The following is a 16,693-nucleotide window of genomic DNA, read 5'->3' on the forward strand; positions in this document are numbered from 1 at the left end:
GAAAAGTCGGACGGACGGCTCGCGGATCACAATGGGCCCATGCGGCACGTGCTGTCGAGTCCGCGCGCTCGCCGTTCCGACCTTGCCGGCGAGCGCGAAAGGACGGACGCGAAAGGACGGACGCATGCGGCACTCAGTCCTTGACGAGAATGGTTCCGGTGACGGCGATGCCGAAGCCGGTCAGGCCGACATAGGCCCGCTCGTGGGTCGCGATCTCGCGGATCGAACGGATCTGCAGATCGCGCAGGATCTGTGCGCCGAGCCCGACCTCGCGCCAGCGCTTGCGCCGCGAAATCGCCGACTGGTGCTTCTCCCCGTCGGCATGGTCGACCGCCTGGTCGCCAATGTCGAAATCGTCGACTTCGGGGGTCCGGAGAAGCATCAGCACGCCATGGCCGATCTTGCCGATTTCGTCGACGGCGATCTCCACCCACGTCTTGGCGTTTCGCGTCCGCCCGAACAGGTCGGTCACCGGCTGTTCGCGGTGGATCCGCACCGGCACGTCCTCACCGCCGCGCACGTCCCCGAATATCGCCACCACGTGCTGCAGGTCGTCGAACGGCGTCTCGTAGATGCGGATCTCACCGCAAAGACCGCCGATCGTCATGACTTCCGTCCGGACCGAGGTGACGAAGGATTCGCGGCGCACCCGCCAGGCGATCATGTCCTCGATGGAGACGATCTTGAGGCCGTTCGCCCGTGCGAACGGCACGAGCTGGGTCAGCCGCATCACCGTGCCGTCGTCATTGACGACTTCGGCCAGCACCCCGACCTCGGGAAGGCCTGCAAGGCGGGCGAGGTCGGTCCCGGCCTCGGTATGGCCGGAGCGGGTCAGCACGCCGCCGTCGCGGGCGATCAGCGGGAACATATGGCCGGGTTTCAGGAAATCGCCGCCCGCTGCATTGTCGTTGGCCAGCGCCCGCGCCGTGTTGCACCGCTCTTCGGCGGAAATGCCGGTCGTCATGCCGACCTTGTAGTCGACCGAGACGGTGAAGGCGGTGCGCATCGGATCGAGATTGTTGGCGACCATCGGCGGAAGGTTCAGCCGGTCGGCCCGCTCCCCCGTCATCGGAACGCAGATGATCCCGCTGGTATGGCGGATCATGAACGCCATGGTCTCGGCCGTCGCCTTGGACGCGGCCATGATGAGGTCGCCCTCGTTCTCCCGATCGGCATCGTCCACAACCACCACGAGCTCGCCGCGCTTGATCGCCTCGATCGCGTCCTCGACCTTATCGAGTGTCAGATCGTTCTCGCTCATGTCTTACCCACTTTCGAAAGCTCCGCCGGACAGACCGCCGGCGCCATGGAATCATCGCTCGAAACGCGACTTAATCGGTTTCGCCCCGAATTTGAATGGAGGCGTGCGCCGCATTCTGCGCCGGCCGGGTCTCAACGCAGGCTCGCGACGATGTGACCGCCGATGGTCGCACGCTTACAAATCGTTACGCCACCTCGACATGCCTGCCGTATAACGGCCTTGGAAAGCCGTAACGCTCGTCGGAACGTGCATGTCCTTCTCAAGGCTTCATCGCTCAAGCGGATCAAGATGGTCGGATTTATCAAGCAGATACTCGTCACCGTGGTGATTCTGATCATCGGCCTCGCCGGCCTCGTCTGGATCAAGCCGGACGTCGGCCGCACGATACTCGCCAGCGACATTCCCTACAAGGAGACGGTGCGCACGCTCGTCGTCCTGATATCTCCGGAGGCGGGCGAAGCGGCGCCGGACCAGGCGCGGGGACCGGGCGACGGCGCCTTCGGTGGCGGTGGCAATACGCCGGCCATCGTGTCCGCGGTGCGCAACGAGACGAGCGCAACGGATCTCAAGGCGCTCGCCAGCGCCGAGGCCATTCGCTCCGTGACCGTCTATCCCGACAATACGTCCGGCGTGATCGAGGAGGTTCTCGTCTCGTCCGGCGACCAGGTGCGCGCCGGTCAGCCGCTAGTGCGCCTGGAAAGTTCGTCCCAGGCCGTGGCGGTCGACCGCGCGACGCTGATGGCCGAGGCCGCCGAGGACAAGCTCGTGCGCTACGAACAGCTGCGCCAGCGCAACGCCGCCACCAATGTCGAGCTGAGCGACATCGCACGCGAACGCGACGCCGCGCGGCTCGACCTGCGCGATGCGCAGATCGCGCTTTCCAAGCGCGAGATCACGGCCCCGATCGACGGCCGCATCGGCATCGTCCAGGTCGAGCGTGGAAGCCTCGTCGAGAGCGGCACGGCGATCGCGACGATCGATGCGCGCGACCGCCTCAAGCTCGTCTTCTATACCCCCGAACGCTACCTCTCGGACATGGAGGTCGGAACCGATCTCACCGCCGTGTCCGTCGCGCGTCCCGACGAGACCTATTCCGGCGAGATCGCAGCGATCGACAGCCGCGTGGCCGAGGACAGCCGCACAGTGCGAACCGAAGGCGTCATCCTCAACCGGGACGACAGGCTGCGACCCGGCATGTCCTTCTCCCTCACCATTCCGCTGCCGGGCGAAACCTATCTCGCCACCGATCCCTTGGCCGTCGTGTGGGAGCGCACCGGGCCCTTCGTCTGGGCGGTGCGCGACGGCAAGGCGCAGAAGGCGCCGGTGCGGATCGTGCAGCGCGATATCGACCAGGTCCTGATCGTGTCCGACGCGCTCGCGGTCGGCGATCTCGTCGTCGTGGAGGGCGTCCAGTCGATGCGCAACGGTCTCGAGCTCGATGTCGAGATAAGGAACGATGCGCCCGTGGCCAGCCGCGACGCCGGGCCGGCGGAAGTCGTCAGCGCCGATATCTCCGCCGACGTCTCCACGGCGCGCGCCGGCGAAGCTTCGGGCATGGCGCGGATCGGGGAAGGTCCCCGCCGCAGCGGCGTGCCCCTGCCCGAACCCGCCAACCGGAGCGGATCATGACCGGCACGTCCGACAAGCCGAGCGCACTCGGCAGCTTCGCGGCGCTCGTCGTCAAGCGGCCGGTGCTGACCATCGTCCTCAATCTCCTCATCATCGTCGCCGGGCTTGCCGCCTTCAACGCGGTCGAGGTTCGCGAGCTTCCCAATGTCGACCGGCCGGTCGTCACCGTCGAAGTCGCGTTCGAGGGCGCATCGCCCGAGACCGTCGATCGCCAGCTGACGAGCCAGCTCGAAAGCGCCGTGTCGCGTGTCTCGGGCATCGCCTCGATCTCCTCGCGCTCCTCCTTCGGCGAAGCGCGCGTCACCATCGAATTCAACGATACGGTCGATCTCAACGTCGCCGCCAGCGACGTGCGCGACGCGGTGTCCCGGGTCGCCGACAGCCTGCCGGAGAACGCCGACAATCCGGAAGTGGTGAAAGCGGACGCGGACGCGCAGGCGATCATGCGCCTCGCCGTGACCGCGCCGAACATGCAGATCGAGGATCTGACCACCCTCGTCGAGGACCGGATCGCCGACCAGCTCGCGGCCGTCGAGGGTGTCGCCGATCTGCGGATCTACGGCGAGCGCGAGCGCCAGATCTTCGTCGATGTCCAGCCAGACCGGCTCGCCACCCGCGGGCTGACGATCGCGGACATTGCGAACGCCCTTTCCAACGCCAGTCTCGACGTGCCCGCCGGCCAGCTGCAATCCTCCTCCCAGTCGCTGATCGTTCGGGCGGACGCCAACATCTCGCAGCCCGAAGAGTTCGAGACCATCTATCTCAACGATCGCACCCGCCTCGGCGACGTGGCGAGCGTGCGGTTCGGACCGGACGACGCCGCCACCTCCCTCAGGGTCTCGGGCGTCACGGGGATCGGCATGGCCGTGATCCGGCAGGCCGGGTCCTCGACCCTCGAAATCTCGCAATCGGTTCACCAGGAGGTGGATCGCCTCAACGCCTCCCTGCCGGACGGTGTGTCCATCGAGGTGACGAGCGACGACGCGGTCTTCATCGACGGCGCGATCAGCGAGGTCCAGATCACGCTGATCCTCGCGGTGCTCATCGTCACCGCCGTCATCTTCCTCTTCCTCCTCAACATCCGCGCCACGCTGATCCCGGCCGTCACCATGCCGATCGCGCTCATCGGGGTCGTCGCCTTCATCTACATGGCCGGGTTCTCGATCAACATATTGAGCCTGCTCGCCCTCGTTCTCGCAACGGGCATGGTGGTGGACGATGCGATCATCGTCCTCGAGAACATCGTGCGGCGGCGCGACATGGGGCTGACACCCAAAGCTGCGGCCGTGGTCGGCGCGCGCGAGATGTTCTTCGCCGTCGTCTCGACCACCGCGACGCTCGCCGCCGTCTTCGTGCCGATCTCGTTCCTGCCGGGCCAGGCCGGCGGTCTCTTCCGCGAGTTCGGCTACGTTCTGGCGGCGGCCGTCACCATCTCGTCCTTCATCGCCCTGACGCTGTGCCCGATGATGGCGGCCTATCTCCTCAAGGACCTCGAAAAGGAGAGGAAGCCGAACATCTTGGTGCGCGCCGTCCAGGTCTTCGGAGGCTGGCTGGCGGGGCTCTACGCCGTCAGCCTGCGCGGAACGCTGAACTATCCGCTGGCCACCATCATCGTCGCGGCCCTGTTCTCGGGCGCGGCCTATCTGAGCTTTCTCCAGCTTCCCCAGGAGCTCACCCCGCCCGAAGACCGGGCCGTCGTCCTGCTCCGGATCTCCGCGCCGCAAGGGGCGAGCCTCGACTACACCACCGCGCAGATGCGCAAGGTGGAAGAGATCCTGATGCCCTACGTGGAGGGTGGCGAGGCGAACAACGTCTTCGCCATCTCCGGCAATGGCGGCGCGAGCTCCGGCTTCATGGTGCTGTCGCTCGTCGGCTGGGACGAACGCATTCGCGGGCAGGCCGAGATCGTTGCCGAGATCAACGCGAACCTGCGCAGGATTCCGGGCGTGCGGGCCTTCGCCATCCAGCCGAACTCGCTCGGCATCCGGGGCGGCGGCGAGGGCCTGAGCTTCGCCGTGGCCGGCCAGGACTTCGACACGCTGGCCGATACCGCCGACAGGGTGGTCACCGCCATGGAAGAGGACGGGCGCTTCGGACGGGTGCGGCTCGGCTCCGAATCGACGCAGCCGCAGCTGTCGGTCTCGATCGACCGGGCGCTGGCCTCCGACCTCGGCATCGGGATCGACGGGCTCGCGGTCGCCATCCAGGCGCTTCTCGACGGGCGCCAGATCGGCGAGACCTACGTCGCGGACAAGGAAGTGCCGATCCGCCTGATCGCCTCCACCGATCCGATCAACGATCCGGGCGATCTGCAGAACGTCTTCGTCAAGGCGGGCGATGGACGGATCGTCCCGATCTCGACGATCGCCCGCATTTCCGAAGAGGCGGTTGCACCGCAGTTGACGCGGGAGAACCGCGCCCGTGCGGTCACGATCTCGGCCGACCTGCCCCAGGGCATGGCGATGCAGGACGCCTGGGTCGACGTGCAGGGCCTGATCGGCCCCACGCTGGAGCCGAATCAGCGCCTTGTTCCCTTGGGAGAACTCGCCACCATCGGCGAGACCAATAGCGGCCTCGCCCTCGTCTTCACCTTCGCGATCGTCGTCATCCTCCTGGTCCTGTCGGCCCAGTTCGAAAGCTTCGTGTCGGCCCTCATCATCATCGCGACGGTACCGCTCGGCGTCGCCTGCGCGGTGTTCGCGCTGGAATTCTTCGGCGCGACGCTCAATCTCTACAGCCAGATCGGGCTGGTGCTGCTCGTCGGCATCATGGCGAAGAACGGCATCCTCGTCGTCGAGTTCGCCAACCAGTTGCGCGAGGAAGGCGCAGGCGTGCGCGAGGCGGCGGAGCGGGCGGCCATCATCCGGCTTCGACCGGTCATGATGACCATGGTCGCGACCGTGGTCGGCGGCGTGCCGCTCATCCTGTCGTCGGGCGCGGGCGCCGAGGCACGCCAGGCGCTGGGCATCGTGATCGTCGGCGGTCTCGGGCTCGCGACCGTCTCCACCCTCTATCTGACGCCGGTCGTCTACCTGCTGCTGGGACGGCTCTCACGGCCGAACGCCGAGCGGACGGCTCGGCTGGAACGCGACCTTCGGGCCGCGGAGACCCGGATGGTGCCGGCGGAGTAGGATCGCTTCGGGCCCGAGGGCGCCGTCGCGTCTGGTCATTCGTTCAGGCAACCGCCTTCGCCGTTTGCGGATGCGGATGCGGCGCATCGATCGCATCGATCGCCTCCATGACATCGCGCTGCGTGAGCCGTTCGTCTTCACCATCGACGCGGTAGCAGGCCTTGCCGCACCCCTTGGCCCGGTAGAGAGCCTTGTCCGCCCGGCCCATCAGCTGGTCCACACTGTCGCGGGAATCGGCCGCGAGCTCGCTGACGCCGAGACTGGCCGTGACGCGAAGCTTCGTTCGGCCGACCCGCACCGGATTGGCGATCGCGGAGAGGAAACGTTCGCAATATCGCATGCCCCGCAGCCTGGCTTCCTTGCCTTCGATGATGACGGCGAATTCATCGCCACCGATCCGGTAGGCCGTCTCGCCGGGCGCGCAACACAGTTGCATGCGATCGGCAACGACCCGCAGGAGCGTGTCGCCGGCATTGTGGCCAAGCCGGTCGTTCACCGACTTGAACCCGTCGAGATCGAGCAGCACCGCCGCACAGTCCTGTTTGCCGACCGTCATCTCCAGATCATGCTGAAGCGCATACCGGTTGCGGATGCCGGTCAGAAAGTCTGTGCGAACGGCATCCTCCAGCTTGCGGTTCTGGACGAGGATCCGCCGGGTCAGAAGCAGACAGAACGCCACGAAGAAGCAGATGAGCACACCCATGGCGATAAGGGAGTTCTCGAGCCGCGCCTCGGTCTCGGCGATGGCGTCATTGGCTTCGTCCCCGAACATGGAGGCGAACTGCAGCATATCGGCGGCGATGTGGTTCAGTCTCTCGAAGATCTCGGTCGAAGACGACGTCCATTCCGGGTCCGTGAGCGTCGGTTCGAGGCGACGCACGTCCTGCTCGATGTGCCGGTGAAAGCGCACGAGATCCGGTGACAGAGCCGAAACGTCCAGGTCGCCCAGCCCTTCGAGCGTTCGCTCGTACTGGCGGAGCATGACCGTCTGGTCGCGAGCGGTGGAAATCCCGCCGTACCTGACCGCGAGAAGCAGGCTGTAGATGTCACGGGCGAGAAGGTTGGTTGCAACCGTGTCGTATCGGGCATGGACGCTGTGGACGCGGGCGCGATCGTTCAAGGTGATCGCCCCCATGAGCACGCCGAGACCGACGATCGCGACCGCCCCGAGCGTAAGGGACGTCTCGCGGCGCAGCAATGCAAGACGCCTCAGTAGGTGCGAGGCCGGTTTTCGTAACGATCCCATACGGTAAGTCCGAGGTCTTGTTGAATAAGATGCGATCTATTCCGTCAATGTCCTCAAGAGTACGCCGCACCAATGAACACACTACTAAACGGAAACCTAATAAAGGGCGCCAGGCCCCGGTCCCGTCGTCTTTCCGTGTTCTTCAACGCGAGCCCGGCGTTCCGGTCGCCGGGTCCTTGCCAGGCTTCGCATCGGTAACCGACTGACATTCAATCGGGAACGACCCCAGGCAATCGGCTTTCCTCCCAACGGCTTTGCCGACGCTTTGGACCGAAAAAAAAGTCGCGCCAAGCGCAGCGCATCCGCCGGTCCATGAGAACGCGACATCGGCGCACGAAAAAGCCGGCTTCGCCGGCGCTGAAAGCGACGTCGAAGCCGGCTGTCTTCTCCACAGGCTGAAACTCAGTCCTCGTGGACCATCACCACGGTACCCAGCGGCGGAAGGCTCAGCGCGATCGAATAGGGCCGACCGTGGACCGAATGTTCCTCGGCTTCCTTGCCCCCCATATTGCCGACGTTCGAGCCGCCATAAATCTCCGAATCGGTGTTCAGGCGCTCTGTCCACATGCCGGGCTTCGACACGCCGATGCGGTACTCGTGGCGCGGAACCGGCGTGAAGTTGCAGACGACGAGGACCGTGCGACCCTTCCGATCCTTGCGGGCGAAGGCAAGCACGCTCTGCTCGACGTTCGCCGTATCGACCCATTCGAAGCCGTCCGGCTCGCAGTCGAGTTCGTGCAGCGCCGGGATCTCGCGATAGATCGTGTTGAGGTCGCGCACCAGTCGCTGCAGGCCCTTGTGCCGGCCCTCGCCTTCGTCCAGCAGATGCCAGTCGAGGGACTGGTCGTGGTTCCATTCGCGCCATTGACCGAACTCGCAGCCCATGAACAGAAGCTTCTTGCCGGGATGGGTCCACATGAACCCGTAATAGGCGCGCAGATTGGCGAACTTCTGCCAGGCGTCGCCGGGCATCTTCTCGATCATCGAGCCCTTGCCGTAGACGACCTCGTCATGACTGATCGGCAGGACGAAGTTCTCCGAATAGGCGTAGACCATTCCGAAGGTCATGTGGTGGTGGTGATAGCGCCGGTTGATCGGGTCTTCCTGCATGTAATGCAGCGTATCGTGCATCCATCCCATGTTCCACTTGAAGTGGAAACCGAGCCCGCCGGCATAGGTCGGACGCGAGACATCCGGGAAAGCGGTCGATTCCTCGGCGTGGGTCGTCGCCTTCGGGTAATATTCGCCCACGCGCTCGTTCGTGTCGCGCAGGAACGCGATCGCCTCGAGGTTTTCGCGCCCGCCATGGATATTGGGCTCCCACTCGCCTTCGTTGCGCGAATAATCGAGATAGAGCATCGAGGCGACCGCATCGATGCGAAGACCGTCGATATGGAACTGGTCGAGCCAGTAGAGCCCGTTGGCGACCAGATAGTTGCGCACTTCGGGGCGGCCGTAATCGTAGATCAGCGTGTTCCAGTCCTTGTGGAACCCGCGATTGGGATTGGGATGCTCGTAGATCGGCCTTCCGTCGAACAGCCCCGGCCCGTGCGCATCGGTCGGGAAGTGGCCCGGCACCCAATCGACGAGAACGCCGATCCCCGCCTGATGCAACTTGTCGACGAAGCGGGCGAAATCCTCTGGCGAACCGAACCGCGAGGTCGGCGCATACATGCCGATCGGCTGATAACCCCACGAACCGTAGAACGGATGCTCGGAGACCGGCATCAGTTCGACATGGGTGAAGCCCATCTCGTTGACGTAGGCCGCAAGCTTCTCGGCGATCGCATCATAGTTCAGGAATTCGTTGTCCGGCCCGCGCTGCCACGAGCCGAGATGGACCTCGTAGATCGAGACCGGCTTCTCGCGGTCCTGCCAGTCGGCCTTGTGGGCCTGGAACGCCTCGTCCTGCCATTCGTGCTTGACGAGCCCGTCGACGATCGATCCGGTCGAGGGCGCCTGCTCCTGGTAAAAGCCCACAGGGTCGGATTTCAGCGGCTGCGTCGTGCCGTCGGCGCCGATGACTTCGTACTTGTAGACCTCGCCCTTGCCGATATGCGGCACGAACAGTTCCCACACGCCGCATTCGTGACGCTTGCGCATGACGGAGCGGCGCCCGTCCCAGGAGTTGAAGTTGCCGACCACCGAGACGCGGCGCGCATTCGGCGCCCAGACCGCGAACGCGGTGCCGGCGACGCCGCTCATTTCGGTCGGGTGCGCGCCGAGCTTCTCGTAGAGCCTGTAATGGGTGCCTTCAGCGATCAGATAGACGTCGTGCTCGCCGAGGATCGGGCCGAACCGGTAGGGATCCTGCTCCTCCCAATGGGTGCCGCCATGGCTGTAGCGCATGCGATAGGGCCGGTCGGCCGACAGGCCGGGAACGACGCCGGAATAGAAGCCGTCCGGACCGAACGCCTCCAGGGCGCCGAGGTCCTTGCCGGCGTCGTCGATGACCGTCGCACTCTCGGCGCCGGGCCGGAAGACGCGGACGATCGCGCCGCCCTCGACCGGAAACCGGCCGAGAACGGCGAAGGGATCGCCGTGAACGCCCCGACCGATTTCCCACGCCTGTGTTTCGTCAGGGCGATGGTCGATTTCGGATGTCTGGGGTGTCGAGATCATTTCAAAACCTGTCTTTTTTCGAGAAGTGCGATGATGCCGCGCAGCGGAATCGAGAGCCAGGCGGGACGCATGGCCGCTTCGTAACGCAGTTCGTAGAACGCTTTCTGGAGAACGAAGAGATCGAGCAAGCGTGCCGTGGCATCGTCGTCGAGCGAGATGCCGGAGGCCGTCGACCAGTGCTTCAGGAAATCGCCGGTGACATCGTCGCGCCAGGAGAGCGACATTTCGCGAAGGCGTTCGGACGTGGATTCGTCCACCGGCCCTGCCCGGTCGCGGGCGGCGAAGGCCGCATAGTCGAACGAGCGGATCATGCCCGCGACGTCGCGGAGCGGCGAGAACTTCGCGCGCCGCTCCTCGAGCGGCCGGCCCGGCTCACCCTCGAAGTCGAGTATCACGACGTCGTTCTTGGACACGAGGATCTGGCCGAGATGAAAGTCCCCGTGAATGCGGGTCTTGTGGGTGTCGACCTTGAGGCCGCCGAACCTGTCGAACCAGGTGAGGATGTCCTTTTCGGAGGAGACCAGCCGGTCGACCGCCTCGATCTCGTCGCTCGGGAGCGTCGCCCGCGCGCCGCGCAGGATATCGAGCGCCTCGGCGGCCTCCCGCTTGGCCTCGTTGACGAGCTCCATGAAGCGATCGTCGTCGAAGGGCTCGGGATCGAAGGCGGCATCCCCCGTCCGCGTCGCGAGCGCGGCATGCATCTCGCCTGTGCGGCGTCCGAGGACCTCGCCCGGATCGATCTGCATCATCAGCTGATTGTCGGACGCTCCGTCGAGATCGCCGCCGTCGCCATCGTCCGGCTGGTGGACATAGGCATTGTCCCGCAGGAACCGGGCGAGCGCATCGACGATCACCGTCCACGCATCGCCCTGATTCTGCACCTGCTCGAACAGGGCGGCGATCGCCGTGCGGGTCCCGTCGCCGCGAACCAGTTCGATCGAGCCTAGGAGAGCGGGCGCCGCATCGAAATCGGTCTTCTCGGTCAGGAACCGGGTGACCTCGAGTTCGGGCTGGATGCCGTCGCGAAGGCGGCGGTAATATTTGAGGATCGCCTGCGAGCCGACGAGAACCGACGTGTTCGACTGCTCTCCGGTCAGCACCCTGATGCTGTCGACATCGGCCTGCAGCGCCTCGGCGATCGCGTCCTTCTCGCTCGGCGAGGCCTCGATGACGAGCCTGCCGTTCGTCAGGTCGATATCCTCGCCGGCCGCGATCATCGCGACCACGAGCTTGGCCATCTCGCCGCTGCGCGCGCCGTCGACGAGGGCGCCGATCCGCGGCCCCTGCCGAATCTTCGAGATCGTATAGGGAAGGTTCGGAGCATGGGCGTTGAGATTCTGCTCGCCCCACTCGACCGAAAGCGGCAGGAGATAGCGTTGCTCGCCGTCGCCCGTCTTCATCGAGACTTCGGTCAGGAGATGGCGCCGGGCGTCGCCCGTGGGCTTTCCGAGAACCGTCATCTCCATCCGCTTCGGCGCGTCGGACTTGGCCGCGAACCAGCGCTGGCCGCCGACGAATTCGGGCAGTGCGCCCTGCAGTTCGGTGAGATTGCGGCCGCCGACGGTCGATTCCAGATCGCCGGGCGAGACGAGGGTCGAGAAGGCGGGAAGCGGCGTCGGCGCGTTCTGGCTGCGGCTCGCGACCGATGTCGACGACAGGTCGAACCAGAAGAAGCCGTAGGCCGGCAGGGTCAGCATGTAGGGCAGATCGCCGATCTGCGGGAAGGCGGACAGACCCAGCATCTCGACCGGCGTCGCACCGGCATGGGCGGTCAGATCGAGCTCGACGGCCTGTGCGGACGAGGAAAGATTTGCGACGATCAGCACCTTCTCATCGCCATATTCGCGCAGATAGGCGAGGATCTTGCGGTTGGATGGAAGCAGGAAGTCGATCGTGCCGCGCCCGAATGCCTCCTTGGTGCGCCGAACCTGGATCAGGCGACGGACCCAGTTGAGCTGGGAGGCCGGATTGTTCGACTGGGCCTCGACGTTCAACGCCTGGTATCCGTAGATCGCATCCTGGATCACCGGCAGGTAGAGGCGCTGGGGATCGGCCCGCGAAAAGCCGCCATTGCGGTCCGCCGACCATTGCATCGGCGTGCGCACGCCGTCGCGGTCGCCCAAATAGTAATTGTCACCCATGCCGATCTCGTCGCCGTAATACACGGTCGGCGTGCCGGGCATCGACATCAGCAGCGCGTTCAGCAACTCGATCTTGCGGCGATCATTGCCCATCAGCGGCGCGAGACGGCGGCGGATACCGAGATTGATGCGGGCCCGGGAATCGGCCGCATAGGTCGACCAGAGGTAATCGCGCTCCTCCTCGGTCACCATTTCGAGCGTCAGCTCGTCATGATTGCGCAGGAAGATCGCCCACTGGCAGTTCTCGGGAATTTCCGGTGTCTGCCGCATGATGTCGGTGATCGGGTGCCGGTCTTCCTGCGCCACCGCCATGTACATGCGCGGCATCAGCGGGAAGTGGAACGCCATGTGGCATTCGTCGCCGTCGCCGAAATAGGGACGCGTATCCTCGGGCCACTGGTTGGCTTCCGCCAGCAGCATCCGGCCCGGATAATGCTTGTCGAGGTCGGCGCGGATCGCCTTCAGAACGTCGTGGGTCTCCTGCAGGTTCTCGTTGTTGGTGCCCTCGCGCTCGACGAGATAGGGGATGGCGTCGAGACGCAGCCCGTCGACACCCTTGTCGAGCCAGTAGTGCATGATCGAGAGCACTTCCTCCATCACCTTCGGATTGTCGAAGTTGAGGTCCGGCTGGTGGGAGAAGAAACGGTGCCAGAAATATTGTTTGGCGACCGGATCCCAGGTCCAGTTCGACGTCTCGGTGTCGGTGAAGATGATGCGGGTGAGATCGTAGCCCTTGTCGTCGTCCGCCCAGACGTAGAAGTCCCGCTCCGGCGAGCCTTTCGGCGCGTTGCGCGCGGCCTGGAACCAGGGATGCTGGTCGGAGGAATGGTTGATCACCAGCTCGGTGATGACCTTCATGCCACGCTTGTGGGCCTCCTCGATCAGACGCTCAACGTCCTCGATGTTGCCGTAGGACGGATTGACCGAGCGGAAGTCCGAGATGTCGTAGCCGTCGTCGCGAAGCGGCGAGGGATAGAACGGCAGGAGCCAGATCGCCGTGACGCCAAGTTCCTGAATATAGTCGAGCCGGGACAGGAGACCCGCAAAGTCGCCAATGCCGTCGCCATTGGAATCGGCGAACGTCTTGACGTGGAGCTGGTAGATGATCGCATCCTTGTACCAGTCCTGCGCGTCGGGATCGATTCCGCCCGTATTGTCGAGCGATGCGGCTGTGACGATTTCATTCATCGAGGGTGACGTCTTTCGAATGGAGCAATTCATGTCTTGAAGGCCAAACGGCCCTGTTCGGCTGGCGTCGCATCAAGCGCTAGGGCGCGGTCACCTTGAAGACGGCGTAGGGGCATTGCTTGGGATCGAGCCACCAGTGCTGGATCTTGCCGTGCCATGCCACCACCTGACCGCTGGCGAGGTTTTCGGCATTCACAGTCCCGTCGTCCGGCAGGCCGAACTCCCACAGCGGAACCTCGAAATGGCCCCCCTGGGCATGGTGGGGGTCGAGGTTCACCATGAACAGGAGGTAGGAGGACCGGTCCGCCGTCCGCTTGGCGTAGTACAGGATCTTGTCGTTCCAGAAGTTGAAGAACGCCAGACTGCGGAAGTCCTGAAGCGCGGGCTCCCGGTTGCGCAGTCGATTGAAGAACGCGACATCGTCGCGGATGTTGCCTTCCGCGTGCCAGTCATAGGCGCGGATCTCGAACTTTTCGGAGTTCAGATATTCTTCCTTGCCGGGAATGGGCAGGAACTCGCACAGCTCGAAACCGGAATAGACGCCGTAATTGCCCGCGAGCGTTGCGGCGAGCGCGAGCCGCGTGCGGAAACCGGGCCGCCCGCTGGTCTGCAGATAGAGCGGGTTGATGTCGGGCGTGTTCACGAAGAAGTTGACGCGCATGTAGTCGACGCACTCCTCCTGCGTGAGTTCCGTCAAATAGGCCTGCAACTCGCCCTTTTCGTTGCGCCAGGTGAAATACGAATAGGACTGGTTGTAGCCGATCTTGGCGAGACGCTTCATCACCTTGGGCCGCGTGAACGCTTCGGCCAGAAAGATGACCCCGGGATCGACCTTGTGCACTTCGGCGATCAGCCATTCCCAGAACGGGAACGGTTTCGTATGCGGATTGTCCACCCGGAAAATGCGCACGCCGTGATCCAGCCAGTGAAGGAACATGTCGCGCATGTCGTGCCAGATCGACGGCAAGGCGTCGCGGTAGAAGTGGAAGTTGACGATGTCCTCGTAACGCTTGGGCGGGTTCTCGGCATATTTGATCGTGCCGTCGGGCCGCCAGTCGAACCATTCCGGATGCTCCCTGATCCAGGGATGATCCGGCGAGGCGTTGAGCGCGATGTCGAGAGCGATCTCGAGCCCGTGCTCCCTGGCGGCCTTCGACAGGCGGGCGAAGTCGTCGAAATCGCCGAGTTCGGGATGGATGGCGAGATGGCCGCCTTCGTGGCTGCCGATCGCATAGGGGCTGCCGACATCGTCCTCGGTCGGGGTCAAGGTGTTGTTCTTGCCCTTGCGATTGGTCTTTCCGATCGGATGAATCGGCGGGAAGTAGAGGACGTCGAACCCCATCTCCTGAATGTCGGGCAGGCGTGCGATCACGTCGTCGAACGTCCCGTGCCGGTCGGTCGTACCGGACTGGGAGCGCGGGAAGATCTCGTACCAGGCGGAGAAGGCTGCGGCGCGCCGGTCGACCCAGACCGGAATATCGCCCGGGAATCGCGACAGGTTGGTGCGATGGCCGGCGGCATCCAGCAGCGCGATCGTGTCCTCGTGCATCATGAGCGAATATTGCGCCGTCGCATCGCCCTTCTCGGCAGCCTTTTCGAGCCGCTCGTGCAGCTTGGCCAGCGCCTTGCGATCCTTCGCGGCGCCGCGCCCCGAATCCTGCGCGGCCCTGACGAGGTCGCGGGCTTCGGTAAGTTCGAGATCGGTGAGCTTTCCCGCGTCGAGCTTCTTCTTGGCTTCGTCGCGCCATGTCGCGTAGAGATCGCGCCAGGCGATGATCGAGAAGCGATAGGGTCCGGGCTTTTCGAAACGGATCGTCGCCTGCCAGCGATCGTTGGTGACGAAGACGAGCCGTTCCTCGCTCCAGTCCTCGCTTCCGGCCGGACCGTAGACGATCGCCGCATCGATCTCGTCGTGACCGTCGGAGAAGACGTCCGCCGAAATCGTCAGATCCTCGTTCTCGACGCGCTTGATCGCGAACCTTCCCCCGTCGATGAGTGGCGTCACGCCTTCAATCGCGATGCGGTTCTGGGCGAGTTGCATCAGGTCGGCGTCGAGGGGCGTTGTCGTCATCTGGCTCTTCGCCTTCGGTTTGGTCTTCTTGGTGTCGGACTTTTTCGCGTCTGGCATAAGCGATGTCTTCCGATTTTGGCTCGATGATCGCGGTGGTCTGCCACCTGGAATTCCAGGCGATGCTCTCTCAGGTTAGGGATAGGAACGTTTCGCCGCATGTCCAGCGATCGGCCCCCTATTCCTTGCTGCAGTGCGGTCAAGTTGGTTTGAAGAGAGGCCCCCTTGCGCTCGCGGCAAAGCGCAAGGCACCCTTGCGTTCCGGCCGTCAGGCGGCCTTCACCACCTGCCGCTGCTCTCCCAGCCCGTTGATGCCGAGAGTGACGATGTCCCCGTCCTTCAGAAACTGCGGCGGCTTCATTCCCGCCCCCACCCCGGCCGGTGTGCCGGTCGTGATCACGTCGCCCGATTCCAGAAGCATGAATTTCGACAGATAGGCGACGATGAAGGCTGCCGAAAACAGCATGTCCTTCGTCGTGCCGCGCTGGCGCGTCTCGCCGTTCACGTTCAACCACAGGTCCAGCGCCTGCGGGTCGCCGAGCCGGTCGGGCGTCACGAGCCAGGGGCCGAGGGGGCCGAAGCCCGGCGCGCTCTTGCCCTTGATGAACTGGCCGCCACGCTCCTTCTGGAAGGCGCGCTCGGACACGTCGTTGCAGAGGCAGAACCCGGCAATATGGTCCATGGCCCGATCCTCGGAGATGTCGAACGCCGGATCGCCGATGACGATCGCCAGTTCCACCTCCCAGTCGAGCTTGGTCGAGCCCGGCGGAATGGGCAGTTCGTCATGGGCTCCGGAAATGCAGGACGGCGCCTTGGAGAACACCATCGGCTCGGCTGGCGCCTCGGCCCCCGTTTCCTCGGCGTGATCGGCATAGTTCAGCCCGATCGCGATGAAGTGTCCGATCCGGCCGACCGGGGCGCCCAGGCGGTGAGACGGGTCGACCTTGGGCAGGCTCTTGGGGTCGAGCGCCGCCAGACGGGCCATTCCGGGCTTTCTCAGGACCTCGCCGGCAATGTCGTCCACCTCGCCCGAGAGATCGCGCAGGACATGATCATCGTCGATCAGCCCGGGCTTCTCGGATCCCTTCTTGCCAAATCTCACCAATCGCATGACTTCGGTTCCTTCTGAAAAAACGGGGCGTTGCGCGCGGCCGTCGCAATCATCAACATTGGACCGGGATTCGATCCGTCTAGAGCGCGGTGCGCCCATTCGCGATGGGGAATCGCGCGGACCTCCAGCGAAGACCGCGTCCGCCAGCCGTGGGGTCGGACCGTCGATCGCCTGCGCAGCATCGGGCGTGACAGGCCATGGCGGCACGCATGCCGAAGAGCTGGCGAGAGCGTTGGGCCGGCCGCTTTGCGCAAGCGCCGGGGCTTGACCTTGGCGCCTTCCGGACAAGCTACAGA

8 protein-coding genes are annotated in these 16,693 nt (G+C 64.6%); 2 read left to right on the forward strand and 6 right to left on the reverse strand.

Annotation, left to right across the window (positions count from 1 at the left end):
- Positions 1 to 133 precede the first annotated feature (133 nt).
- A complete protein-coding gene (ribB, locus tag U0C82_RS01820) occupies positions 134 to 1,261 on the reverse strand; it encodes a 3,4-dihydroxy-2-butanone-4-phosphate synthase (protein ID WP_322185311.1) in 1,128 nt (375 codons plus the stop codon).
- Positions 1,262 to 1,549: 288 nt separating this feature from the next.
- On the opposite strand from ribB, the gene U0C82_RS01825 reads away from it, so the two are divergent.
- Entirely contained in the window at positions 1,550 to 2,890 is a 1,341-nt protein-coding gene (locus U0C82_RS01825; protein ID WP_322185313.1) for an efflux RND transporter periplasmic adaptor subunit, read from the forward strand.
- Positions 2,887 to 6,021, forward strand: coding sequence for an efflux RND transporter permease subunit (locus U0C82_RS01830; RefSeq protein ID WP_322185315.1), 3,135 nt, complete (start codon positions 2,887 to 2,889; stop codon positions 6,019 to 6,021). The genes U0C82_RS01825 and U0C82_RS01830 overlap by 4 nt, the downstream gene beginning before the upstream one ends.
- Before the next feature lie 43 nt (positions 6,022 to 6,064).
- Here the strand turns inward: U0C82_RS01830 and U0C82_RS01835 are convergent, their stop codons facing one another.
- From U0C82_RS01835 to U0C82_RS01855, 5 genes are all read right to left on the reverse strand, one after another.
- Positions 6,065 to 7,219 carry a GGDEF domain-containing protein gene (locus U0C82_RS01835; RefSeq protein ID WP_322185317.1) on the reverse strand — a complete coding sequence of 385 codons (1,155 nt, stop codon included), beginning with the start codon at positions 7,217 to 7,219 and terminating at the stop codon, positions 6,065 to 6,067.
- 450 nt (positions 7,220 to 7,669) lie between these two features.
- Complete coding sequence (gene glgB, locus U0C82_RS01840; protein ID WP_322185319.1) at positions 7,670 to 9,889, reverse strand: 1,4-alpha-glucan branching protein GlgB; 2,220 nt, start codon at positions 9,887 to 9,889, stop codon at positions 7,670 to 7,672.
- A complete protein-coding gene (gene treS, locus U0C82_RS01845) occupies positions 9,886 to 13,218 on the reverse strand; it encodes a maltose alpha-D-glucosyltransferase (RefSeq protein WP_322185321.1) in 3,333 nt (1,110 codons plus the stop codon). The genes glgB and treS overlap by 4 nt, the downstream gene beginning before the upstream one ends.
- A 79-nt stretch (positions 13,219 to 13,297) precedes the next feature.
- The gene (locus U0C82_RS01850; RefSeq protein ID WP_322185323.1) at positions 13,298 to 15,346 is read right to left on the reverse strand and encodes an alpha-1,4-glucan--maltose-1-phosphate maltosyltransferase; all 2,049 of its coding nucleotides are present in this window, start codon (positions 15,344 to 15,346) and stop codon (positions 13,298 to 13,300) included.
- A gap of 208 nt (positions 15,347 to 15,554) precedes the next feature.
- Positions 15,555 to 16,397 (reverse strand): fumarylacetoacetate hydrolase family protein, encoded by an 843-nt coding sequence (locus U0C82_RS01855; RefSeq protein WP_322185325.1) that lies wholly within the window; start codon positions 16,395 to 16,397, stop codon positions 15,555 to 15,557.
- Positions 16,398 to 16,693: the final 296 nt, after the last annotated feature.

Origin of the sequence: Fulvimarina uroteuthidis (assembly GCF_034321785.1) — a bacterium.
Taxonomy (GTDB): domain Bacteria; phylum Pseudomonadota; class Alphaproteobacteria; order Rhizobiales; family Rhizobiaceae; genus Fulvimarina; species Fulvimarina uroteuthidis.